The sequence below is a fragment of the Thermoplasma sp. genome (assembly GCF_023256435.1).
In the GTDB taxonomy this organism is placed as follows: domain Archaea; phylum Thermoplasmatota; class Thermoplasmata; order Thermoplasmatales; family Thermoplasmataceae; genus Thermoplasma.
Window position 1 is genome coordinate 23,209 of record NZ_JAGDXM010000016.1, and the last position, 22,624, is coordinate 45,832.

Annotated in this window: 20 protein-coding genes and 1 tRNA gene; 8 read left to right on the forward strand and 13 right to left on the reverse strand. The window is 40.2% G+C overall.

Features of this window, described 5'->3' with window-relative positions; all coding sequences use genetic code 11:
• Positions 1 to 1,872, reverse strand: a complete 1,872-nt coding sequence (locus Q0C15_RS02035; RefSeq protein WP_297215475.1) for an aldehyde ferredoxin oxidoreductase family protein — start codon at positions 1,870 to 1,872, stop codon at positions 1 to 3.
• Between the two features lie 311 nt (positions 1,873 to 2,183).
• On the opposite strand from Q0C15_RS02035, the gene Q0C15_RS02040 reads away from it, so the two are divergent.
• Complete coding sequence (locus Q0C15_RS02040; protein WP_110642129.1) at positions 2,184 to 2,627, forward strand: HIT family protein; 444 nt, start codon at positions 2,184 to 2,186, stop codon at positions 2,625 to 2,627.
• Between the two features lie 8 nt (positions 2,628 to 2,635).
• On the opposite strand, the gene Q0C15_RS02045 is transcribed toward Q0C15_RS02040, so the two are convergent.
• The gene (locus Q0C15_RS02045; protein ID WP_297215479.1) at positions 2,636 to 3,097 is read right to left on the reverse strand and encodes an N-acetyltransferase; all 462 of its coding nucleotides are present in this window, start codon (positions 3,095 to 3,097) and stop codon (positions 2,636 to 2,638) included.
• A gap of 119 nt (positions 3,098 to 3,216) precedes the next feature.
• On the opposite strand from Q0C15_RS02045, the gene Q0C15_RS02050 reads away from it, so the two are divergent.
• Positions 3,217 to 3,645 (forward strand): FAD synthase, encoded by a 429-nt coding sequence (locus Q0C15_RS02050; protein WP_297215480.1) that lies wholly within the window; start codon positions 3,217 to 3,219, stop codon positions 3,643 to 3,645.
• A gap of 31 nt (positions 3,646 to 3,676) precedes the next feature.
• Here Q0C15_RS02050 and mptA read toward each other — a convergent pair whose 3' ends face one another.
• Genes mptA through Q0C15_RS02065 form a run of 3 tightly spaced genes read right to left on the reverse strand, consistent with a single transcriptional unit; the run spans position 3,677 to position 5,119 of the window.
• Complete coding sequence (gene mptA, locus Q0C15_RS02055; protein WP_297215482.1) at positions 3,677 to 4,537, reverse strand: GTP cyclohydrolase MptA; 861 nt, start codon at positions 4,535 to 4,537, stop codon at positions 3,677 to 3,679.
• Positions 4,534 to 4,908 (reverse strand): prefoldin subunit beta, encoded by a 375-nt coding sequence (locus Q0C15_RS02060; protein ID WP_110642121.1) that lies wholly within the window; start codon positions 4,906 to 4,908, stop codon positions 4,534 to 4,536. Before Q0C15_RS02060 ends, mptA begins: the two co-directional genes overlap by 4 nt.
• Positions 4,901 to 5,119: a KEOPS complex subunit Pcc1 gene (locus tag Q0C15_RS02065; RefSeq protein ID WP_110642119.1), complete on the reverse strand. Its 219-nt coding sequence runs from the start codon at positions 5,117 to 5,119 to the stop codon at positions 4,901 to 4,903. Before Q0C15_RS02065 ends, Q0C15_RS02060 begins: the two co-directional genes overlap by 8 nt.
• Positions 5,120 to 5,224: 105 nt before the next feature.
• Here Q0C15_RS02065 and Q0C15_RS02070 point away from each other — a divergent pair, with 105 nt between their 5' ends.
• Positions 5,225 to 11,470, forward strand: coding sequence for a glycosyltransferase family 39 protein (locus tag Q0C15_RS02070; RefSeq protein WP_297215488.1), 6,246 nt, complete (start codon positions 5,225 to 5,227; stop codon positions 11,468 to 11,470).
• Positions 11,467 to 12,240: a CARDB domain-containing protein gene (locus tag Q0C15_RS02075; protein ID WP_297215491.1), complete on the forward strand. Its 774-nt coding sequence runs from the start codon at positions 11,467 to 11,469 to the stop codon at positions 12,238 to 12,240. The genes Q0C15_RS02070 and Q0C15_RS02075 overlap by 4 nt, the downstream gene beginning before the upstream one ends.
• Positions 12,241 to 12,347: 107 nt before the next feature.
• Here Q0C15_RS02075 and Q0C15_RS02080 read toward each other — a convergent pair whose 3' ends face one another.
• The 7 genes from Q0C15_RS02080 to Q0C15_RS02110 all read right to left on the reverse strand — a co-directional run bounded on the left by Q0C15_RS02080 (position 12,348) and on the right by Q0C15_RS02110 (position 19,414).
• The gene (locus Q0C15_RS02080; protein WP_297215494.1) at positions 12,348 to 13,040 is read right to left on the reverse strand and encodes a hypothetical protein; all 693 of its coding nucleotides are present in this window, start codon (positions 13,038 to 13,040) and stop codon (positions 12,348 to 12,350) included.
• 72 nt (positions 13,041 to 13,112) lie between these two features.
• Complete coding sequence (locus Q0C15_RS02085; protein WP_297215497.1) at positions 13,113 to 14,453, reverse strand: DHH family phosphoesterase; 1,341 nt, start codon at positions 14,451 to 14,453, stop codon at positions 13,113 to 13,115.
• A complete protein-coding gene (locus Q0C15_RS02090; protein WP_297215500.1) occupies positions 14,450 to 14,887 on the reverse strand; it encodes a 30S ribosomal protein S15 in 438 nt (145 codons plus the stop codon). Before Q0C15_RS02090 ends, Q0C15_RS02085 begins: the two co-directional genes overlap by 4 nt.
• Positions 14,888 to 15,075: 188 nt before the next feature.
• Positions 15,076 to 15,366, reverse strand: a complete 291-nt coding sequence (locus Q0C15_RS02095; RefSeq protein WP_297215504.1) for a hypothetical protein — start codon at positions 15,364 to 15,366, stop codon at positions 15,076 to 15,078.
• Between the two features lie 4 nt (positions 15,367 to 15,370).
• A complete protein-coding gene (locus Q0C15_RS02100) occupies positions 15,371 to 16,603 on the reverse strand; it encodes an FAD/NAD(P)-binding oxidoreductase (RefSeq protein ID WP_297215507.1) in 1,233 nt (410 codons plus the stop codon).
• A gap of 316 nt (positions 16,604 to 16,919) precedes the next feature.
• Entirely contained in the window at positions 16,920 to 17,708 is a 789-nt protein-coding gene (locus tag Q0C15_RS02105; protein WP_297215509.1) for a hypothetical protein, read from the reverse strand.
• 170 nt (positions 17,709 to 17,878) lie between these two features.
• Positions 17,879 to 19,414, reverse strand: coding sequence for a tetratricopeptide repeat protein (locus Q0C15_RS02110; protein ID WP_297215512.1), 1,536 nt, complete (start codon positions 19,412 to 19,414; stop codon positions 17,879 to 17,881).
• Positions 19,415 to 20,030: 616 nt separating this feature from the next.
• Between Q0C15_RS02110 and Q0C15_RS02115 the strand changes: the two genes are divergently transcribed.
• On the forward strand, positions 20,031 to 20,531 hold the full coding sequence (locus tag Q0C15_RS02115; RefSeq protein ID WP_297215515.1) for a MarR family transcriptional regulator: 501 nt from the start codon (positions 20,031 to 20,033) through the stop codon (positions 20,529 to 20,531).
• Positions 20,532 to 20,579: 48 nt separating this feature from the next.
• On the forward strand, positions 20,580 to 20,918 hold the full coding sequence (locus Q0C15_RS02120; protein WP_297215517.1) for an SHOCT domain-containing protein: 339 nt from the start codon (positions 20,580 to 20,582) through the stop codon (positions 20,916 to 20,918).
• Between the two features lie 20 nt (positions 20,919 to 20,938).
• Here the strand turns inward: Q0C15_RS02120 and Q0C15_RS02125 are convergent, their stop codons facing one another.
• The gene (locus Q0C15_RS02125; protein WP_297215520.1) at positions 20,939 to 21,388 is read right to left on the reverse strand and encodes a DUF1641 domain-containing protein; all 450 of its coding nucleotides are present in this window, start codon (positions 21,386 to 21,388) and stop codon (positions 20,939 to 20,941) included.
• Between the two features lie 428 nt (positions 21,389 to 21,816).
• Here Q0C15_RS02125 and Q0C15_RS02130 point away from each other — a divergent pair, with 428 nt between their 5' ends.
• Both Q0C15_RS02130 and Q0C15_RS02135 read left to right on the forward strand, forming a co-directional pair.
• Positions 21,817 to 22,485: a 16S rRNA (pseudouridine(914)-N(1))-methyltransferase Nep1 gene (locus Q0C15_RS02130; protein WP_297215522.1), complete on the forward strand. Its 669-nt coding sequence runs from the start codon at positions 21,817 to 21,819 to the stop codon at positions 22,483 to 22,485.
• Between the two features lie 66 nt (positions 22,486 to 22,551).
• Positions 22,552 to 22,623 (forward strand) — tRNA-Cys (locus tag Q0C15_RS02135).
• Position 22,624 lies beyond the last annotated feature (1 nt).

Sequence of the window (22,624 nt, forward strand, 5' to 3'; positions counted from 1 at the left end):
TCAGATACCGACAGCGATCTCGGGATCTATATCCAATTTTTTGAGGACGTCCGGTGATGGCCTGCCATCTCTTGACAATCCAATCTCGGACAGATATTCGTTTCTCAAAGTCTCATAATCCACGGATACCCCAGCGGTAGGACCGGCTTTCAGAGGTGGATAACCCATGACTCTCCCTGGTGGCTTGATCTCATACTGATTTATCCCCTGCTTAGCATTGAATATGTGCCTGGCCATCTGTATCCTCCATCCGATCTCCACAAGATCGTCTTCGGTAAGATCCCATCCTGTTATCGCCTTTATCAGTTCAAGATACGGATAGCTGTTTGGCCATATATTGGTGGAGAACAGGCACATCCCGGTGGAATTCAGGATCTCCTGTCCTGCCACAGATAGCAGCTGCCAGTGGGCTTTTCCATGATACTCGTATCTCGGGATCTTTGTTCCGCTCTCCTTATGCTTGAATGGAAGGACAAGCTCGAAGCCCTCGTTGAACCCTATACCACCAGCGGTATGTCTTCCAGGTGTGGCATCCGAGATATAGGTATTTCCAAGGCTGGGCATCAGCCTTGGGTCATGCATCGGAAGATCCTGCCCGCCTATTTCCATGGCAGATTCTTCAGCACCCTTTCCTATGACCTTTGCTGCATATCTCTGTCCCATGCCAAGTATTCTCCCTATCCCCTCGCCTTTCCCTATCAACTCGGTGAGCTTGACCTCAGCATCTGGATTTCCGAATCCTATCTTGAATCCTATATCTTTTTCGGTTAAAATTCCCCTTTCATACAGCTCGTTGGCAAAGGCTATCACAGCTCCAGTTGTTATTATATCGAGTCCATATCTGTTGCACAACTCGAAGGACATAGACATAGCGTCAAGATCCGCAATCAGGTTTAGGCCCCCAAATGCACCGGTACCTTCATACTCCAGGCGGTGTCCTTCAACTGTTCCATATCTTGTCTCTCTCTTCACATGTCCTCCACATGCCAGTGTGCACTGCGCACAGCCGTATGATTTGAGGACATCCTTCCTGATTTCCTCACCGCTTATCTTGCGAGCGTTCTCCTCGCCGAAGTCAATTATACCAACACCAGCCCAGTTCTTGATAGGGGTATCACCATTTAGATGGGATGATTCCGTAATTTGAGTTGTACCGAACATGTGCCAAGGATTGACCAGATTCATTGAATTCCTGAACTGTATCTGAGCTTTCTTTATGGTATCGGTGAGCATCTTATCATCATATACCGGTATTTTCTTTGTCCCGCGTACAAGTACACCTTTAAGTTTCTTGGATCCCATAACGGCAGCCAGCCCGGATCTGCCGGCAGCTCTTCCGTATTCATTCATTATTGCAGCAGCGTAGAGCATCTTTTCTCCCGGTACCCCTATAACCATTGCCTGCCCTTTCGGCTCTATTTTCTTCAACTCAGTTTCAGTTTCATATGCATCCTTGCCCCAAAGCGTGCTCGCATCTTCTATAGAATAATTATCATCCACTATCTTTATGTAAACCGGGCGCTTCGCTATACCCTTAACAAAGAGTGCGTCAAAACCAGTATTTTTCAACTCAGGAGCGAATTTTCCGCCGCAGTTTGAATCGCCCCATGTACCGGTCATTGGGGATTTGGCCACCACTTCCAACCTTCCACCGAGAGGTGCATTATGGCTGTTGAATATTCCAGTTACGAAGCCCAGTATATTATCAGGGCCAAGCGCATCGATGTTATTCTTTATTTCACGATTGAGTATATAGGAGCCAAGACCAACCCCCGCAAGATATTTCTTGTATATTTGTTCTGGGATCTCTTCAACCCACATCTTCTCATTTGTGAGATCAGCCCAAAGAACCTTTCCATTTACGCCGTACATAATGATCATAGTTGATTATTCTATTTTAACTTAATGGGAATTCTTAAAGGAAGAACGATATTATGAGATATCTTACATTATAAAAGAAATATCTGAGATAATACTCATCGTAGATTTTAATTTGCATAATCGAAATCAAAAGGAATACTTAAGAAACGATGGAATGGCAAATATATTAACTTTGAATTGATTGACGTAGGAAGGCGTGCATAAGTCATAGGATCTGGATATGTAAGGAATATTGAAATATACGGGTCGCATCGATAATATTCCTTGAGCCAGAGCAGCAGAATAAACATGGGTGTTTCGAAATGGTATTGGACGATTCATGTGTTTTTTGTAAGGAGATTATCATAAAGAGAAATGCAGCCATAGTGGCCGAAAATGATATGGTGATATCATTCATGGACAATGCCCCTGTTGAACCAGGGCACATCCTTGTAATTCCGAAAGAACATTTTGAGAACATCTTCGACATAGATCAGAGATACTATATTGAAGTTCAATTGATGGCCAAGAGGGTTGCCAAAGCTGTAATGAAAGCTATGGGAGCTGATGGCATCAATATAGGCCAGAACAATGGATCGTGTGCAAATCAAAGGGTCATGCACTTTCATGTGCATGTTATACCGAGATGGTGTGATAAACCTTTCAAATGGGGGAGACTGGAAGTATCTTTTGAAGATCTTCAGAGAACAGCACAGAAAATAGCCGGAGTTTACAGCGAAATGGAGAGAAATCACGATTTTGATTGAATCATGGATCAAGCAGTCTTTTCTTTACAATTTCTTTTCATACGATAAGCATTTTTTGATCCTCTATAGGATTCATGATAATATCCATTGAGAAATTCTATGATTTCGAATCCCATTTTCAGATACAGCGATATGGCCTCAGTATTTTTGTCCCTCACTTCGAGAATTATGTTTTCATATTCATTGCAAGCCCAATTTATAAGCATGGAAATCATACGCTTTGCTATGCCCAGGCCCCTGCAGTCAGGATCTGTTGCTATGCTCTCTATATCTATGGATCTTTCATCCAGTGGCAGTGCTACCAGATAACCACATATCGAGGAGTTTATCTGCGCCACCATGCTTATCGATCCAGGATACTCCAGCACAGTTTTGAGATAACGTTTGGAATATGGGCCGACAGTGAAAGCCCTCTTTTCCAGCACTGCTATATTATCGAGGTCTGATCTTCTGTAGCGTCTGATTATCATTACTGTGGGAATAACCTCTCTGGATATAGGAGTATTTCATCATATCAAGATTAGATCTTTAGAAGTGAATATATGACGGGTGGTGAAATCTTTATTTACAATCTTAAAATAGGGCGCTGATGATTAAGGTAATGGCAACCGGCGTTTTCGACATCATACATCTTGGTCATATTCATTATCTGAAGGAATCAAAGAAACTGGGAGATATGCTGGTTGTGGTAGTGGCAAGGGATAAGACTGCGAAAAAGAATGGTAAGTCGCCTATTTTTGACGAAAACTCCAGATTAAAGCTTGTATCCGAACTTAAACCAGTTGATTATGCGATCCTTGGTCATGAAGACGATATGATGAAAACAGTACTCGAAGTCAGACCGGATATAATAACTCTAGGGTACGATCAAAAATTTGATGAAGTAGAACTTAACAGGCAGCTGCAAAAAGTTGGAGTGGAAGCACGCATAGTTCGCATCTCGAAATATGATGGAGATCTCAACAGCTCGTCATTGGTGAGAAAAAAGATAATGGATCTGATTGGAGAAAAAATGTAAAGATGAAATTTTCTTGGGCATGGCAATTTGATTATTTTCTGGAGATCCTTCTAAGTTCACCCGCGCTCAGTTCTAGTTCTGCGAACGCATTATGTGGGTGTATGCTCTCATCACTTTCGGATGATACTCTTATCTTCGCTTCGTCTGGAATTGCCAGAGAATTGGCAGCCACATAGGCTATTTCACGTACGACATCTTCAACAAATCTTGGATTCTTATGAGCCCTATAGACAAGATTTCCCTCATCAATCCTTTTAAGAAGCGAATCGAGCGGTCTACCCTGAACATTTTCTATTATGCTTGCAAGTTGCCATACAGAGATATTGTTCCCTTTGTTTTCAACAAATAATTTTATAATATTTCTCTGATTATGAGTAACGGTTGGAATAGATATCAGATAATCCGATAGTTCCGGATTATCCTTACTGATCAATGCTCTTGTGGTTTCCATGGCGCATGGGCAGGCCGTCATCGTAACATAGGACATCCCAATTTCGTTTTTTAGGGTATTAAGACGATTTTTAATTGAATGTAAATATATTTTATATTCAAGGTATCTATCCTTTTCCCTTTTGAAATAGTTTATTTCAATGTAACTCTCTGATTTTTCTGAATAGTTGAACCTTGAGAGGGCTTCATCACATATGGCAATACCTATTTCTCCTATTCTTTCGCTATCTGACCAGCTATTAAGGATCTTGTGGATGGATTCCACTGCTCTGGACATGTCAGCGCCTTTTCTTGTTTCAGGGATATCAACAAATAGATCGATAACTAAGAAAGCGAAATCCTCGCCGAGTTTCAGGGGAAAATTTATCTTCTTTACCCCAACCCTATTGATCCTCACACCAATGGATGGGAGCTCCTTCTGGACATCCAGGAAATCTATCAATTTGTGGCACCTTTCTTATTCTCCTGATTATATCTATCCCTTATTGCATTCTGTAGTTCCTTGTATTTTTCTTCAAGTGATTTCTGCTGTTTCTCGAGTGTACTTATTCTTATCTTTGCCAGTTCTATCTGCTCATCCAATTCATCTACCAGCTTTTTCTTATCCTGCACTCTGTATAAAATAGATCCCACGGTGCGATATATTGGAGTACTTTCATCGAGTTTATTCAATTCGTCAAGCGTCTTCTGCATCTCCTTAAGACTTAGATCAAGTTGATATCTCTGTGTTGCTAGTTTTTCTATATTTTCTTCAAGCTCCTGGGCCTGGCGTAATTGATTCTGCAAGTATGCACTTATATTTGGTTCAACCATTAATTAATCCCTCCATCCTATCTATCACATGAAATAGTCTCGCAATTGAGGACAATGAAGTTCTCAGCGATCCTGTATCAGGTGCTTCTATATAAATGTAAAAACTCCCGCCTTCACTATGGAGAGAGACGTCAGCCTTACCATATCTCCCCTCAACATCTGGTCTTAATATACGGTACTGATATCCATCAAGATATAGTTTAACTTGCATCAATGGTTGAGTGAATTCATAACAATTATTTATTCATCCTGTAAGACCAATTCTAACCCAATCGATCAGTTTTTTATATAGAGATTTGATTAGAGGTTTCGCTGTATGTTTGAAACTGTAGAGAGAAACGAAAACAAATTCGATCTTACATTGATATTCAAGAGATACGAAACAGAGATAATACTGGGTATAATCTTTGTTTTCTATCTCTTTATGGCCAACTTCTTTTCTTGGTCGCAGGCTTTTGACTACCCGTTTCTCAATAATTCGGGTGGCAGTGATCCGTATTTCAATTATTATATTATTCAATATATATTAACATACCACACTCAGTTATTGCATGAATTGTTCCTCAATTATCCTATTGGGGCAGGAAATCCGAGACCACCATTCTTTCACTGGATGATAGCGTTTGTAGCCACTATACTTTCACCTATATTTGGTGTATATAAGGCTGCATATTACGCATTCGCCGAGTTCGATGCGGTATTCGGGGCGCTTCTTATAATACCAGTTTATTTGATGGCAAAGGAGGCCTTCGGTAAAAAGGCAGGTATAATAGCAGCATTCCTGTATGCACTTATGCCAGGAAACCTATCTGCCGGTATATTGACCGATGGTAGAATGCACACTCCAGAGCTCCTATTCGCATTCCTGGCCATATACTTCTTTGAGATGGCGATAAAAAATGCCAAGAAAGGCCTATTTATAAATAAACTATCGGATGTAAAGTCATATTTGCCGTCCATAATTTCCTACTATTCCAAGAATAAGAAAGCTACTATCTATGCCCTCCTGTCTGGAGCTGCTCTGGGGGGGCTGATGCTCTCCTGGCAGGGTTATGCCTACATTCAGGTAATCATACTTATATATGTAGTCGTTCAGTCTGTGATAAATCTTCTCACAAGAAAGCCTACGGGCTATCTTACCTATATAACGACACTGTCTATGTTTCTTGGTTTTCTGATGGGCGCTTACTACTACTACGGTTCAGGGCTTATATCTGGCTGGTATACCCCAGAGGTGCAGATGGCGGTACTTGGTATCGCATTCCTTATCCTAATAAATATAATTGGCAGGAAACCATGGGTGATAACAGTTCCGTTGACCATAGCCGTTTCTCTGGGTGGTTTCTTCGTCTTACTCAAATTGGAACCAACCACTATGCACACGCTCATATCTGGAGAAGGTTATTTCATCAAAACGAGGGTCTATACCACGATAGCAGAGGCAGCTCCGCTACCGCTTGGTGAATATATAAATAGTTTCGGTGTGGCTCAGTTCATATTTGGAATGAGCGGAATAGTCTATGTATTGTACAAATACGTGAAAGAAAAAACCGACATACTTATGTTTATTCTAGTCTTCTCTCTGGTCTCAATTTATATGAGCTTCGAAGCAGCAAGGTTCAATATTACTGCAGCTCCAGCTTATGGGATTCTAGGTGGCGCCGTATTGATCTATTTCATAGACATGGCCAAGCTAACAGAGGTCAGAAAGAGAAACATTGGAAGCTCTACGCTGAAGAAGACGCTGAAGGGAAATATAAACTGGGTTCATGCAAGCTTCGCAATAATACTGGTATTGGTGCTTATAATACCTTCCGGTATCGGCATGGTGAATGCCGCGATACCTGAAAACAGTGCCTCAACAATAAATTCCCAAATCTATCATGAGCTTCCACCTTTCCTCAGGGCTAACAATTCGAGCAACGCCCAATACTTCGGTTCATCAGGTTTCTACATAGCCAATTCATCTCAGCCGCTGGCTCAGTCCTTCGCATGGCTATCTACGCAGAACACCAATGTTCCTATAGATGAGAGGCCAGCGTACGTTAACTGGTGGGATTATGGTTTCCAGGAAGTTCTAGAAGGACAGCATCCAACGGTGGCGGATGACTTCCAGCAGGGTTACGTTCCAGCTGGTCAGATACTGCTATCTGGAAATCAGAGTCAGATACTTGGCGTGATGATAGCAAGATTGATAAAAGGCTATGAAGCTAATTACCACAATTTTGCCCCAATAAACTCGACGATCACACAATATTTGGGATCAAAAGCTGCCCAGATTGTATATAAATCATATGTTGATCCGGCGTCCTTTACCTCCACCGTACTTTCGAACACAAGCATCTATGGAAATTTCATTAATTCTTCAACACCAGACAATATCTACTATGGATTCCTTAGGGGATATCTTGCCAGTACATTTAGTCTCAATACACTCAGCGATCTTTATGCTGCCCTTGAAGATGTTACAGGTTATTCAATTCAGTATATCCAGATCGATCACAATCTTTTCCCATTCTCTGGTGATAACCCGGGTATCTTTTATGCACCAGCATACCTTACAGATCAGGCGACATATACCTATGATGGAGAGATAGTTCCATACACATATTATCAGATCTACGCATCCACTGATCAGGGTACATATCCGCTCAACCAGTTACCGACAGATCTTACGCCTGTTGGGTTTAACATAACGTATACCCCAGCATTCTATAACACATCAATATACAGATTTCTGGTCGGATATCCGCCTTCAGCGGTGGGGCAGTCCAACGGTATTCCTGGAATTTCGTATGGGGTTGGACAGTACGAGATAATGCCTGCCTGGAATATGAGCAACTTCGAGCTTGTATACCTTGGTGTTCCTTACAATCCATATAACAATACAACTGCTCATCCAAACGCATGGAAGATAGTACCGATCCAGGAAGCGTATACCCTTACATCTGAAGGTAAGGGAAAGGCTCAGCTTCTGCCACCGCTGTCCGAAATATATAATGGTGCAGATCCGATCGTTGCCTATTATCCAGGTGCATATATAAACGGTAGAGTTACCACAGAATCTGGTTCTGGTGTTGGCGGGGTTTACGTCACTATATTCGATCAGTATGGTATACCCCATGAACGTGTAATCACTAATTCAACTGGGTATTACAATTTAATAGGTCTTCCAGGAAATGATACAGTTGTTATAAGCACTGGTACGTTGGATCCACTCACACTCATAGGATCTAATGTTATCTCATACTGGAAGGTTCATATATCAGATGCGCAGGCAGAGCATATCTCAACATCGGTCAATTTGACAAGTGGTTTGCCAGATTATTATATTATACACAATTTTGTGATAAAGAACACAACAATAAGTGGTAACCTGGGATATACTTACAGGACGTCGTACAATCGAACATCAACCGTTCATGTTAATACTGGAACTGTGATCCTTCACAACTCGACATACAACTATACGATTAGCAAAAACGTTGTTAACGGTCAGTATGAATTTAATAGTATACCTCCTTATGATTATTCTGTATCCGCAATAATTGATGGAAAATATTATGGAAACATTACTATAGCGAATACAACTGTAGGAGGGTCTTACGTATACAACGCATACGTTCCAATGAATACAGTGAATCTGACCGTTCTGGTAGGTAATACGCCCATAAATGGTCTCACGATTTACGTTAACGGTGCTCCTTATAATGAAGTATCCGCAGAAAATGGCCATTATCTGATATATCTTCCCTCTGGCAACTATGAGATAAATGCCATGGATCAGAATTCAACAACCGACACGATTTTTGAGTCGCTTTCCGGCTGGAACGAATTCATTAACATATCAGCCAACGCGTATCCTGTCGTTCATGTCAGTGGTATTGCCTCTAATATTTCAACGCTCAAGTTTCTTTCAGACGGAAACTATGGAAATGTAACTACGTCTGTTGATATAAGCAATGGCAGTTATGCAGTATCCATACCGTCCGGATCATACACCGTATACGGTTACGGAGATGGATATGCGTTCCTTGGAACGTATACATTTACAACCGATACAAAATTGAACATCTCTGGATATCCGTCCAGCTTGATTTCCCTGGAATCAAATGTCACCAACATATCTTTGAGCTCTGGATACTATTCCATAGTTACTGGCAACTCTTTCATATATTACCAGTACAGTGGCAGCTCTGAGTTTAATATCAGTCTACCCGATGGATATTATTCCATATATTCATCGAGTGTTGTGGCCGGTCAGAGCTATTCGGCAAATATTAAAGTCCCATTGACGCGCAACCTCGCTTATCAGATGCATCTTGTCAACTCAACATTAACCGGTATAGTTTTATATAACTCCGGTGTTAGCCCATCTTACGATTCAAATTCTTCTATAAGGAATGGTTATATCGTTCTTTACTCATACAGGACCCCTATTGAAGCTGTGCCAATTACGCCTTCAGGATATACTGATATAGTTTATGCATCCAATACCGGGAGCCCGTCAATAAAGGTGATATCTCCATACTTTGAAAATTACACCGTCACAAATCTGGCACCCGCCATGACCCTCGGTATGACTCCAATTAACATTCCAATTGATATAACGCTATACAATTCATCTATTCCAGCGGTGTTCAACGGTTATGTAGATCTTAGAGGAGAGTACGATTATAACCTTTCACTGATCAATGGCGTCATAGTTGGATCCGTTCTACCAGGAATATACACAATAACGATTCACAATGCTACAAACATCATAAAATATAATGATCGTCCAATAGCTGCATCAAGGACGATAAAGCTACCTGTTCAGATATTAGCCAATGTATCTAGCAATCTAAGCAACCTGTATCTGTTCAGTCAAACTGGTTCGCGTGTTATGTTAGGAATTATTCCTGTTGGAACATACGAGGAATATTATATTTCAGGTTCAAGCTACCATCTCTCTATGTTTAACGTGACGAGGAACATTCAGATAAACAATATAACTACGGCATCTGGCTTCTACCTAAACCTCAGCAATGACCTTGGCATTTTCGGCAATTATACTGTTTCAGGGAATGGATACAAGATATCAGGCCTATCCAGTCTGGTCTTACCGGCAGGGAGTTACCATATAACATTCTCTGGTGCTCTTTCCAATTACACTGGATCCTTCTATGCAACAGGATATTCAAATGTAACGTTAAATGCAAACACCAATGAAACAATAAATGTCACGCTTGTCCAGGTCATGACCAATTTGAGGATAGATACAGATCATCCATATTCCACAGTTTACCTGTATTATAATGGTTCTTTTTACTCCGGAGCCAATGCAAACGGTACGGGCATAGCATATTTCAAGGTTCCTACGAGAGATTATACCGTATATGCATTGAGTCGCACGTACAGTACTGGTTACTTCGGTTCATTATCCATAAGCCCATTTGAAAGGTCAAAGACATTCAACGCAAGCATGACCGACTCCTACAAAGTCTTCATGTTGACGGCTGTAGATGGAGTACAGGAGCCCTTGAACGTCTCAATTTCTTCTGGAAATGCTAACATAAATGTAAACAGCTCGATCGGATACATCTATCTGCCGATAGGGAATTATACCTTTTCTTCACAGATAAGCAGTAGCGAAAGTTTCCCATCAGAGACGGTTAGCATAACATTCGCCAGCTCTTCCACCGTATACGTAAAAGGTCAAACATATGTGAACCTTAATTTGGTCAAAGAGAAGGTCTTTTCATTCTCTATAACTCAAATTTCCAAGATAAAGACCTTTAAATATATTATCAAAAATGGAACGATTATCTACTATCCTTTGAGCTATAACTTCACAATTATGAATACTGGGAATTCAATCGTAAATATAACGCTTTCATCCGGTAATCTGAGTGAGTTTCGCATGATATTCTTCGGTAAGAACATAAGCGATGGAAAGTTGATGTTGATCCCGGGACAGGAAGATAATGTAACCGCAAACATAACTCCACTAAAGATGATGAACTCCGGGCAAATAAGCATCCCAGTGAATATAACCTATAATGGCGGTAATACTACCAAATATCTTTACGCAAACTTTCCATCTATTGTTGCTTTCGATGTCTCTGCCGGAATAAGTTCAGTGAATGGGACTTATCTTGAATTACCAGTTATAATAAACAATACCGGCAATGCGAACATAACGGTAAATCTTAATATATCTGCGGCTGAGATAAACAATCTTTCGCTGCTAGATTATTCTGTTAAGTATCCATACAATGTTACTATACCTGCATACAGCTCCAGATCGGTGAATATAACTCTTATACCCACAACGAGCACTCCGGCACCGCAGGTTTCAGTTAAGGTTGTGGTCAGTGGTTATAATACTACGTATAGTTTAACGCTGAATGCCAGTTATCCACAGCTCTCAAAGGCAAGCGTAGTTGCGAGTGGCAATGGAGTAATAAGCAATTATACATCGAATCCATATCTTAGCCTCATAATCGGCTTGAGTTTGATCGCTGTGACCGTCATAGTTGGTCTAAGTGTATCAGCATACAGGGGGAGGCGCAGGAAATGAACAAATCGATAATCTTTGTGGCAGTGATCGCACTTCTTATGATCGGAATGGCAGGAACTGCGGCCAATGCACAGACCGCGCCGTTCTACTCGAGTCAGGTGAGTTTCCCATCGTATGTCGGCACAGGCCAGCAGTTCAATATAACAATAACAAGTACAGCTGGATTCAGCAATTATAATTACACGATTTATATAGCTGGTACGAATCTTACTGGAATAAGCCCAACCAACACTATACATCAGTATTACCCATCAAAATATAATTACACTGCCAGTATAACGGCTCCAGATGTTCCACAGACACTTTATCTCTACATAGTAACATCTGCTGATTTCGATGGCATCCAGGAGAATTATTCAGAGATGATAACGATCTCGGTTGTTTCACCTATCTATTTCCATGTATCTCTGAGTAATCCATCCGCATATCCAGTTTACAATGTTACGGCAACGTTTTATGTGGATGGCGTCCCCGTAATTCAAAAGACGGTGCCGAAAATAATGCCAGGATCAACTGTGGAGGTTAACGTCACATACGTTAATCCCAATCTTGGTCATGGATCACATACGCTTACGGTCACCTTGAACAACGCCAACATCAAAATAGATGGGAATGCAAACTCCATAACTACAAAATTTTACTACGGAACCCCGCCGAACTATGACTGGATATTCTATGTATTTGGCGTCGTATTGATATTTATGGTGATAATGGTCCTCGGATCGAACAGAGGACGCAATCAGCCCAAATGGAAAAGATCAAAGAAATAAGAAAAGGTATACACAACAAAATATTAACAAATATGTGATATAATCATTTACTTGATACGAAAACAATGGTATTCCTCAGATATAACTTCCCTTTTTATGATCTTTGATCAGGTCTGGGTATTACTGTTTTCATGTCTATCCAACACGTTTTTGTTTTCTATTACATTTCTCAACGTTGTGAACTCCTTTTCGTATACATTTTTTCTGCTGAATTTTATGGGGATTTTCTTTGTGGGATAAAGACCGTTTATCTGTGCTATTCTGGCGGCAGAAAGTGCATTATCATGGATCTTGTGTGGCGTGCTGGTGTTTTTTTCGTTCACTATCTCTATGGCGATATCCACATCTGATAGTCTGCTCATTATGATCTCTCGATTTGGCTTATCGCCATTTCCTATCTTGATCATTATATTTTCATAGCTATAGCTCATACTTATTGAGTCAACAAAATTTCTGACCGAAAATACTGTTGGGCACTCGAAGGCCTCCAACAGAACATCATCACCGAACACTGCAATACCAGGTTTTGGGCCAGGATCAATACCGATGATCAGATCCTTAAACATGGTCTTATTGAGAAGTCTGGGTATAGCCCTTCTTATTCCATCAATACCATCCTGAGCTTTCACCTGACCAGGTAGATCAATATCGTCCCTGATTGAACTTAAGATCACAACAACATCGTCTGGAATTCCATCCTTCAGATCCAAGCTTACAAACGGTATTTTCCAAGATTTAAGTTCATTTATAACATCATGGTAGAATTTGAAGTCAGATGTTATTATCCCAACTCTTGGCATTCATATAACTATCGAATCATCATTTAAATTTTTTTCGGTAAAATTTATATATAAATTATGAAGAATAATATTTTACCTGGCCTTCGCAGCTATTTTTCCTATCTGTGATTCCACGATCTTCTCAGCAACCTCTAAGAACTGTATCTCTTTTCCCTTTGGAATCACTGCGCCTGCTGCTATATCATGCCCGCCACCCGATCCACCTACTGCTGAAGCAGCTTCGCGCATTACCACTGAAAGATTTAGGCCTTTGGCGACGAGCTTTCTTGTACCACGAGATGATACTTTTGTGTCGTCCTTTCCTACGCTGAACCCGATCACCGGTTTTGATTGATCTGCCAGGTAAAGCATTATTATGCCTGAGATTGCTCCAGCCATCTCTGACTCGGGGGCATAGAAGTACGAGATATGTGTGGTATTGAACATTTCTGCTATAGATCTGTATGCATAATCAATTATTTTAGTCTTGAACATTTTCCAGTTTGTTTCCATCTCCTGCTTGAACTCCGGAAAGCCCAGAAAATATGCAACAGGTACCGAGTTTTTACCCATTTTACCATTGCCGTCAATTATGGAAGCAAGCTGTTTTGATGAATATCCAGAATCAAAATAATAAATGTCACCCTCTATGTATGATAGAGCTTCAAAACCGGCTTTTTGTTTAAGCAATTTCAAACCAAGTGCATTGGCTAACAAGCGTTTTTCATCCTCCGAGAGATCCTGCGGTTTCTTTTCAGGATTTATCCCGATGGATCTTAGAAAGGTTTCAGCATTATCAGGAAAACCAGTGATGTCCTTGAAAAAAGGATCTGTGGAGTATGTTAGTGAATCCCTTATGGAGGATCCCTCCAGGTTAAGAGTGCGTTCCTTCCTGAATTTTGTACCATAGGCCTCGACAAGTTTCTGGTTAAGGCCGGTAATCCCTCCAAGATCCTGTTTGTCTGCTATTAGGCCACTCATGAAGAAGGGGAAGAGGTCAGAATTATTCTCGTCAACCACAAGCGCCATTATATAGGACATGGTCGATCCGCAGGCCTCATGGGTGCCATCCACTCCATAATCTCTAGCATTTATATTTAGGCCTTTCCAGCTTCCCTGGGTATAGAAGTGATGATCAAGGACAATAATATTCTCCTTATCCGGTATAAATCTGAGCTGGTCGGATCCAGCATCAGCTACGATTGTAGTGTCATCGGTTATGAACGATCTGAAACCAGCCTCGTTCAGCTCCTTTATGTAGCTGAGATGAAATTTCTTGTTCAATCTCTTAAGCATATTTGTTAAGATAACGGCTGAACTAGTTCCATCCCCATCATAATGAACGATAACACGCAAAAAATCGGAACCAAGGATCATATCCCTGGCCTTCACATACTTACCGTATAATTCTTTTGGAATTAGATCTTCAATCATCTCAGAACCTTACTTAGGTTCCACTTTTCATCAAGTACTCCTGTCCTCTTGTAATATTTTACAAGGCGGAGCATTTTGGCCATTATGAGATCTCTTCCCCTCTTATTGGCCTGGTCCTTGGGATTCAGATCCACATGCTTTGCCACATTGTTGTATCTCTTTATTAGATTCGCTAGATCCTCCGGTACTTCGTCCTTAAGGCCTTTTTCTGCGAGTATTTTCCCAAGCTTAGTGTTGAGTACTGCTTTAACGGTCGGAATGCCATACTGATCTCTCAGTTTAATCCCGATCACGGATGGTGGAACTCCCGATTTTTTCAGATTAACAATTGTGTTTATGATCTCATCTTTACTGTATTGAATCCAGGTTGGTTGAACACCATAAACCTTCTTTGAACCTGATTTGCCTCTTTTCCTCGTATGCATTCGTGCCATTCTTACACCTGATTTTAACGCAATCTATATCCCATTTATTTACTTTTTCATTTTTCTGTCCGCTCTCAATATGAGGCTAACGTTGAAGAATTATTTCAAGGAAAGTATATGGGGAGTCGCTCGATGAATATGTTATATAGCCCATATTATGTGTTATTTTTAAGAAATAAATTATAAAAATATTATTTTTAGCTAAGTTTTTCGAGGATCGCAGAGATATTGGCATAGGTTTCGTTTTTGGAAAGCAGGGCTATGAGTTTTACAATATTATCCCTGTTGACCAGTATCTCAAGCATGGTATCGCTGGTGAGGAAGGATGTTATGGCGCTTATGGTTCTATCATCATCCAGAATGCCTTCCAGCACATCCAGCAGCCCTAGTTTTTCCAGTTTTTGGGCTATTCTGGAAAATTTCTGCATTACCTCTATATCTTCCGGCGTAATCTTACTCAAATTATCAAGCTGACTCAACAACGACATATGATCACCAACTTGTTAGATACTTATCCATAGCGAGATCTCCCTTACTCCACAGGAAATATCTTGTGAACAGCGTCTTTTTCAAGTGATTTGCGGCTGAAGGTATGGCCTCAGAAATGTTCCCACCATAGAAGGTTGAATCTGTCACTGCGACGGCATAGTTTCCATACGGGCTATCAGCCACGCATACGATCTTCGGATCGTATACTTCTACAGGCACAGACAATCCAAATCTGTTGGCTATGTTGGCAGCAGCTATTCTTGCAGCTTTTACAGCAAGGAATGCCATCTTCGGTACGATAAGCGCATTTACATCACCCACCGCATAGATATTATCGTATTTCACAGACTTCATATCAGTTCCTGTAAGCACGAAACCAACATCATCGCCCAGATTGGCATCCTTTACGATTTTCTGCCCAGTATAAGGTGGCAATATGAAACTTATATCCGAAGGCAGTCTCCTACCATCTTCACTGATAACCTCCTTTTCGGTCACCTCCTTCACCACAAAGTTATCTATAAGTTCTATGTTCATTCCTTTATACATTGAGGCTACCGTGGCACGGCTTGTTCGTGATAAGTCGCTCAGATATTCACCTGGTGAATATACCGTCATTTTGACCTTATCCAGCATGTTCTTTGATTTGAAGTAATCATATAGCATGATCGACATTTCGAAAACCGGCCCTTCACAGGCCGAATCGGCTATGGGTGCATACTTATCTGGCGTACTTGTAGGTCTGTTCTTTGTATCCTGGATGAATTTCGCAGATCCAAGAGTTATATTTCCTCCCTTAAAATCCTTAAGTTTCTTCCACATGTTCTCGGCGAGATCCGCCTCACATACGCTTGATCCGTATTTGTCGAATCCGGCTATCATCTCGCTGGCCAGGTGCGCTCCAAGAGCTACAACTAGAAAATCATATTTTTCCTTGTATCCTCCACCCCCTTCCTTGGCGTATTCCACAAAGTTTCTTTCAGGATCTATGCGCGTGACAGTTCCCTGTATGAACTCTATGCCTCTCTCCGGTAAAACCTTCGTGAGATCTATCCGTAGATCCTCAGAACGTTCAAGCCCTATTCCTACATGCGGAAGTGCAGGACGAAAATAGACATACCTATTCTTCTCTATTATCTTGATATCTGCTTTGTTCTTCAGATATCTTTTGAGATCGTAGGCTGTCTGTAGCCCACCGAACCTCCCACCTAATATTAGAATTTTGACATCTGCCATTGTGCATCGATTTTCCTCATTTATTTAAAAATAATTTATTATTAGATGAAACATTATATATAAAAAATAAGAATATCAATTGATAATGGCTAGATTAAGTAAAATACGAATAAATATCATAATGAATGTATTGAGTTTAAAAATTCATGTTCATGGTTGCTGGCTCTGATCTGTCGAGTTCTATTTTATATATAATCATTTTTAAAATATTTCGTCATTAGTCAAGTTAACATTTCATTCATACTGCGGATGAATAGATGATCCTCAAAGTAAAGCATTCTAGAGTCACGACCAACCAACAGTTCTCTTATATGGTCTAGATCACCGCTGGATCAAAGACCTTCGGAAGATTCTGATCTATCTTCCTGAAAACAAAATAGTTCGATGTCCCCTTTTCATAGCCTATTATTGAATAGCCATTTCTGAAAAGTTCGTTGAAAATTTCATAAGCCTTCTCCTTTAGTTTGATCCCTAGGGACTGTTCCTCAAAGAAGAATGAAATCTTGGATGGAACATAGAACCCCAGGCAATCTGAATCACCATGCATTTTTATGCTGATATAGTCCATTTCATCATTAACGAACTCTATTTCGCTGCATTTTCTGTCGAACATACTCTTAATCCACCATTCTGCAACCACTCTGTCAGTGCGCATACCGCGATTTATGCCGTCACTCATGTTTCCATAGAAGTTTCTTATGTATGTGCGCGAAATAGCACCCAGCTTTGTTATATTGAAATAGGCATTCAGTGGATTGAATGGATCAAAAGTCCAAGCTATCAGATCATAACCCATTGAAGTAGCCAGTTCCTTCTGTTTTAACTTCAGAGTGTATCCTATATTCGAATATTTTTTCCCCTCTACTACTCCTGCCATGTGAGAATAGAGATATACCTTTCCGTTTCTGTATCCTGGATATGAGAATGACATACCAACCATCTTTCCATCATCGTCAAATGCACCAAGAAGTATCCCACCATGATAACGCATTGAAGCTATGGTATCTCTGAATGCACCATCAATGTTATCAGCCCTCCACGCAGACTTGATAACTTCCAGAAAGCCGTCTATCTGATCCGGATCTATAATCTTCCTTATCTCCACATTCTTCAATCGATTTGATATATAAATGATCTTCCAAAGCAGATTTCGAAAAAGTTCAATGATGGGATCACTGGCTCTAATTTATAATCCCAGCAATAGGTGATATATACCAATCTGGTGCATTATCCACGTCATGATATCGATATAAAAAAGGATATTAGATAATGAGATCAATCTTCCTGATCCTCACTATCGCAGTTCTGTTCTATGAATTTTTCCAGAAAAGATCTTGCTTTTCCCTCTGTCAATTGAACTATGTTGTTGGCAAATTCGCACACTTCCTCTTTATGTTCATCAATTCTCAGAAGTTTTTCCTTGCCCTTCTCATAGCTCTCAAATACACCGGAGTTTATTGCGCGCATCGTATCTACAAGAATGGATATATCGTCAGATTTATCATTCAGGCTATCAAGAAAATCGTTAACGCTCTGAAAATCTGATTTATCTATCATTTTAGATACGCCTTCGAGAACATTCGATATTATATCCTCATCTTCCTCGCTGTTCTCTATTGAATTCTTCAGATATCTAGATGCGGTCTTGGCCTGGTCCTTGTCCATATAAGAAAGGAACATTTCATACGAAACATCTGGATCATTTTCATATTCTGAGAGCGCTTTAATGGACTCATCAAGTCTCCCGAGTTTTCTCAATTGTGATCCATAGAGGCTGATGTTGTAAGGGCTTCGATCAAGGTTCATGAGTTCCTTGGCCGTTTCAAGGGCGCTCTGATGATCTCCCTTCTGATCCTCAGCAAGATATTTTATTTCAAGGACCTCATCATCATTCAGCCCGCTCTTATTGATCTCCTCTATTAACCGATCAAAGGAGCCATCATCAAGCAGAAAATCGAACCAGTATATCTTTGCCTCCCTGTCGCCGTTGGCGCTCAGCAGTTCTTCGTATATTTTATATGCATCATCCTTTCTGTCTTCATCGTAATATACCCTTGCGAGAGCATCATATAAAAATGGTTCCCCCTTATAGATCTTTATGAATTCTTTAAGTATATCCTCGGCTGTATCATAAGATCCAACATTCTTTAGGGTGTCGACAAGTGTGCCTATGTACTTGAAATCCTCAGTATCTTTAAATGCCTCTAGCAGCTCTTTCAGATAGCTCTCTATATCTTTCTGGGCAAGCAGAATGTTGAGCTTCAGATCATGGGCATCTACGTTCTCCTTATCCTTCTTTATAGCGGTATTAACATTCTGCAGAGCCTTTTTGTAATCGCCCTCATTATAGCTCATTTCGGCAAGATCAAGATACGCATCCGGGTCGTTTGGCTGTAGCTCGAGATATTTTTGAAGATCTTTCTTTGCATCTTCATATTCCTCAAGGTATTGTTCAGATTTTGCCTTGTTATAGTATGCAAAAGGATAGTTTGGGTCGGCCTTTATGGCTTTTATGGCCTCCTCCTTCGATTCCTTAAACTTTCCTATTGATCCATAGCATATGCTCTTCAGAGAATGTAGTTCTGGATTGTTACGATCAAGTGTCTCTGCGAAGTTAAGTGCGTCAAGTGCCCCCTCATAATCGCCCTTCTTATAGAGCGCGTCAGCCTTTATGAGATGATATGAAACATCCCTCGGGCTCGCTTTAATGGCCCTTTCAATATTGCTTATCGCCTTATCGTAATCACCAAAATTTATGGCATCCTTTGCCTCACTTGCATATCTATCTGCATTATCCTTATTAGACTCCATATCGTTTCGCCTTCATTTTTGACATCTTCTCATCGTTCTCTGAGAAGTTCCTGCGCGGTCTCACCTTCGGAACCACACAATACTTTCAACCATCACAGGCATAAAGTCGGGCCAGTCATTCCCTACTCGATTCTGTTACAATGGTCCCATAAAGCAAGTTCAATATTTGCCTCCATTATTTAAATTTTGATGCATTACGATGCATTCGCTTAATCGATCTTGTTGGAAGCTATCGATTGACTTGACTGTTAAGATAATATACCTGGAAAAATAATCGCTCAACCTTCCAAGAATAGATAGGATCTGGCTTTCAGCAAGAATCATCAGACCTAAAAATTCCTGTACTTTATATATTAAAGAGGATGCTCTCTTGGGAAATAGTACGATAGAGCCTTTTCGTTCATTCTAAAAGACTCTACGAGAAAACCATAGAACGCATTTCTGGAAAAGATGAATCTTCCGTTTTTAGGAGGTAACCATCAAGATGCTGATCATTCAAGAAATTATTAATAAATTATCTACTTATATATTAGAAGGCATGATTCACTGATGATTGAGAAAGCAGGATATAATAGCAGATGGATGAAAATTCGTGCGGGCACGAAACAGGATCATTATGTCTGATACAAAATCTAAAAAAAGGGATAAGTTCACCCCTGATTCCGGGATAGTAAGGTATCTATTTACAATGCTAGTGGTATCTCTAGTTTCACTTATAATACTGGTCTCCACGTTTTCGGTGATGCTGTTCACGATAATGTATGGGATAAAAATAAATCGTATCACACTGATACTTTACGGCCTTATCATTGGCATAAACAGCATTATTCTTGTTCTATCGATCAGATCATTCGTAAGCATTTATGGAAAGCATAATCAATTGGATGATAAAGAGCGAATAATTTCAACTGATCTAACTGACAATGAAAAGACGATCATAGCAATTATTGAAAGATATGGAGGTCGTGCAATGCAGAATCAAATAGTAAAGGACTCTGGATTTTCTCCCGCAACAGTTTCAAGGATACTTAACGCGCTTGAAAACAAAGGTATCATACAGAGAAGGAGATACGGCATGACGAACGAGATTTTTCTTCTGGGTAAAATACATTTCTGAAATGTATTTCAAGTCAGGTTTATCAGGTATTTCATTCTATTGATTAATATGAAAAATCATCTTAGTGTTGTGATTTGGGCGCTTATAGCTATGATAGCGCTAGTTGTGATCCTCAGCGTGATTCCAACAATCTATTACGGTGTAGGATACAGAGGGTTTGGTTATGGTATGATGGGGTATCCATATTATGGCATGTATATATTCATGCCAATAATGGCCATAATCTCCATACTCGTGATAGTGCTGTTCATATACCTCTTCTTCGGGGCATTTTCTGGTATTCACGATTACGACGACCGAGCTGAAGAGATACTAAAAGAAAGATATGCTAGAGGAGAAATTTCAAAAGAGGAATATGAAAAGAGATTGGAAGATCTGAGGAGATAACAAATAGTAACTAAATCTCCTCATTCTTTCCCTTTAAATGGACATCCTTCGGATTCAGAGCATGTCTTTCCCAGACTCTTAAGTAGTGATAGTACAATGCCTATACCTCTCTGAGTATCGTCGTCTTTTATTTTCTGAAGAATTCCGCTCAGTCCGCCAACAGGTTCCACATCTTCAGTTTTTATTGCATTTTCTACAGCCTTTATAGCATTTGTATAATGTGGAAACATTCCGAGATCTATCGTAGTGAGAGAATTTGCTATAACCTCTGAGTTATCAATAAGATTCATAAGGAAACCGCTTGATAGCAATTTCTTTAATGAGTTTATAACCTCCTCATCCTTGGTCATCCTGTATAATATATCAATTATCCCACTCTTATCCAGTTCCACTATAATAGATAGGATTTTTTGAACCGATCCTTCGGTGCCTTCGAAAACATAGTCATTTTTTAATTTCTCCAACTTCACCTACCTCCACTGTGAGGCAATTCAAATCTGATAGCATCCTTTGAGGATAATTTGGCGTCCAGAATATATTTAATAGATATCATAATGTATTAAGTATCAATTGATATATTAATGTTGTTAGCTCCATTCAGTGTAAGTTTTACAGTGGAGTTAGGCGTTTGCTGGAAGTGGTAAAATCATCTCTTCGACCAGAAGATACTGGGACTAAGCCTAATGATAAAGTATAATGAATTCTGGACGATCTATAAGAATAGGACAAATGCGATCCGAATATACGCCTAGAGATTTATGATACGGTGCTTGTATGGAATATACCGTACGGGCAGAGCTCTCTTCGTTAAAGGGAAGATTCGAAGATTCTGCTTATGGGTAGCTCACGGTCTCAGGGAAGATGAGAACCATAATATCACAGGTTAGCATCATATGTTATGCTTCATCTGATCATCGCCGATGCCGAACTGGAAACCATTCCAGAACAGATGACAGAAGATCCAGCAATAAGGCGATTCGCCAAGAAAAGAAACAAAAAGGTAGAAAAGATAATACTAGATTCCAACTATATGCATACCTCTATCGACCGGTACTTTCCAAACGAATCAAAGAGAAGGGGAAGGCCTGACATAATATACCTATTGCTGGAGATGGCGCAGGAATCCATACTTAATCATAAGAATCAGCTGAGAACTTACATACATACGAGAAATAACAAGGTAATAAAGATAAGTCCAATCACTAGGATGCCCAAGTCATATAATAGGTTTATAGGTCTCTTCGAGGATCTGTTCGATAAAAAAATTATAACGAACAGCGGGAAAAAGCTGCTCTCAATTGAAGATTCGAATCTTCTGGATCTGATAAATTCCATAAATGTTGATAGGAAGATACTTTTACATCCAAAAGGCGAAATGAAAAAACCCTCAGAAATCGTAGACAAATCCGATATGCTTGTCGTGATTGGTGGTTTTTCTGAAGGTGACTTCCTCAGCGATATATCATATATGCAAGAAAAATATGCAATATTCGATCAGGAACTAACAATATGGTCTGTCGCAAATGAAGTCATAGCAAATTATGAGCGGGCCATAGGCCTCACATAGTGTTTCATTAGTTATGGCCGCTTTTTGTGGAAAGGATAAAATATTGTTGAATAATTGCCAGAACACGGATAGGTGGCAGAGAGGTCATGCGTGGGACTGCAGATCCCATCTACTAGGGTTCGAATCCCTACCTATCCTT

Excerpts from the sequence above, each read along its gene's own strand:
- Q0C15_RS02035 (WP_297215475.1), bottom strand. The coding sequence starts at position 1,872 with ATGTACGGCGTAAATGGAAAGGTTCTTTGGGCTGATCTCACAAATGAG.
- Q0C15_RS02040 (WP_110642129.1), top strand. The coding sequence starts at position 2,184 with ATGGTATTGGACGATTCATGTGTTTTTTGTAAGGAGATTATCATAAAG.
- Q0C15_RS02045 (WP_297215479.1), bottom strand. The coding sequence starts at position 3,097 with ATGATAATCAGACGCTACAGAAGATCAGACCTCGATAATATAGCAGTG.
- Q0C15_RS02050 (WP_297215480.1), top strand. The coding sequence starts at position 3,217 with ATGATTAAGGTAATGGCAACCGGCGTTTTCGACATCATACATCTTGGT.
- Q0C15_RS02060 (WP_110642121.1), bottom strand. The coding sequence starts at position 4,908 with ATGGTTGAACCAAATATAAGTGCATACTTGCAGAATCAATTACGCCAG.
- Q0C15_RS02065 (WP_110642119.1), bottom strand. The coding sequence starts at position 5,119 with ATGCAAGTTAAACTATATCTTGATGGATATCAGTACCGTATATTAAGA.
- Q0C15_RS02070 (WP_297215488.1), top strand. The coding sequence starts at position 5,225 with ATGTTTGAAACTGTAGAGAGAAACGAAAACAAATTCGATCTTACATTG.
- Q0C15_RS02075 (WP_297215491.1), top strand. The coding sequence starts at position 11,467 with ATGAACAAATCGATAATCTTTGTGGCAGTGATCGCACTTCTTATGATC.
- Q0C15_RS02080 (WP_297215494.1), bottom strand. The coding sequence starts at position 13,040 with ATGCCAAGAGTTGGGATAATAACATCTGACTTCAAATTCTACCATGAT.
- Q0C15_RS02085 (WP_297215497.1), bottom strand. The coding sequence starts at position 14,453 with ATGATTGAAGATCTAATTCCAAAAGAATTATACGGTAAGTATGTGAAG.
- Q0C15_RS02090 (WP_297215500.1), bottom strand. The coding sequence starts at position 14,887 with ATGGCACGAATGCATACGAGGAAAAGAGGCAAATCAGGTTCAAAGAAG.
- Q0C15_RS02095 (WP_297215504.1), bottom strand. The coding sequence starts at position 15,366 with ATGTCGTTGTTGAGTCAGCTTGATAATTTGAGTAAGATTACGCCGGAA.
- Q0C15_RS02100 (WP_297215507.1), bottom strand. The coding sequence starts at position 16,603 with ATGGCAGATGTCAAAATTCTAATATTAGGTGGGAGGTTCGGTGGGCTA.
- Q0C15_RS02110 (WP_297215512.1), bottom strand. The coding sequence starts at position 19,414 with ATGGAGTCTAATAAGGATAATGCAGATAGATATGCAAGTGAGGCAAAG.
- Q0C15_RS02115 (WP_297215515.1), top strand. The coding sequence starts at position 20,031 with ATGTCTGATACAAAATCTAAAAAAAGGGATAAGTTCACCCCTGATTCC.
- Q0C15_RS02120 (WP_297215517.1), top strand. The coding sequence starts at position 20,580 with ATGAAAAATCATCTTAGTGTTGTGATTTGGGCGCTTATAGCTATGATA.
- Q0C15_RS02130 (WP_297215522.1), top strand. The coding sequence starts at position 21,817 with ATGCTTCATCTGATCATCGCCGATGCCGAACTGGAAACCATTCCAGAA.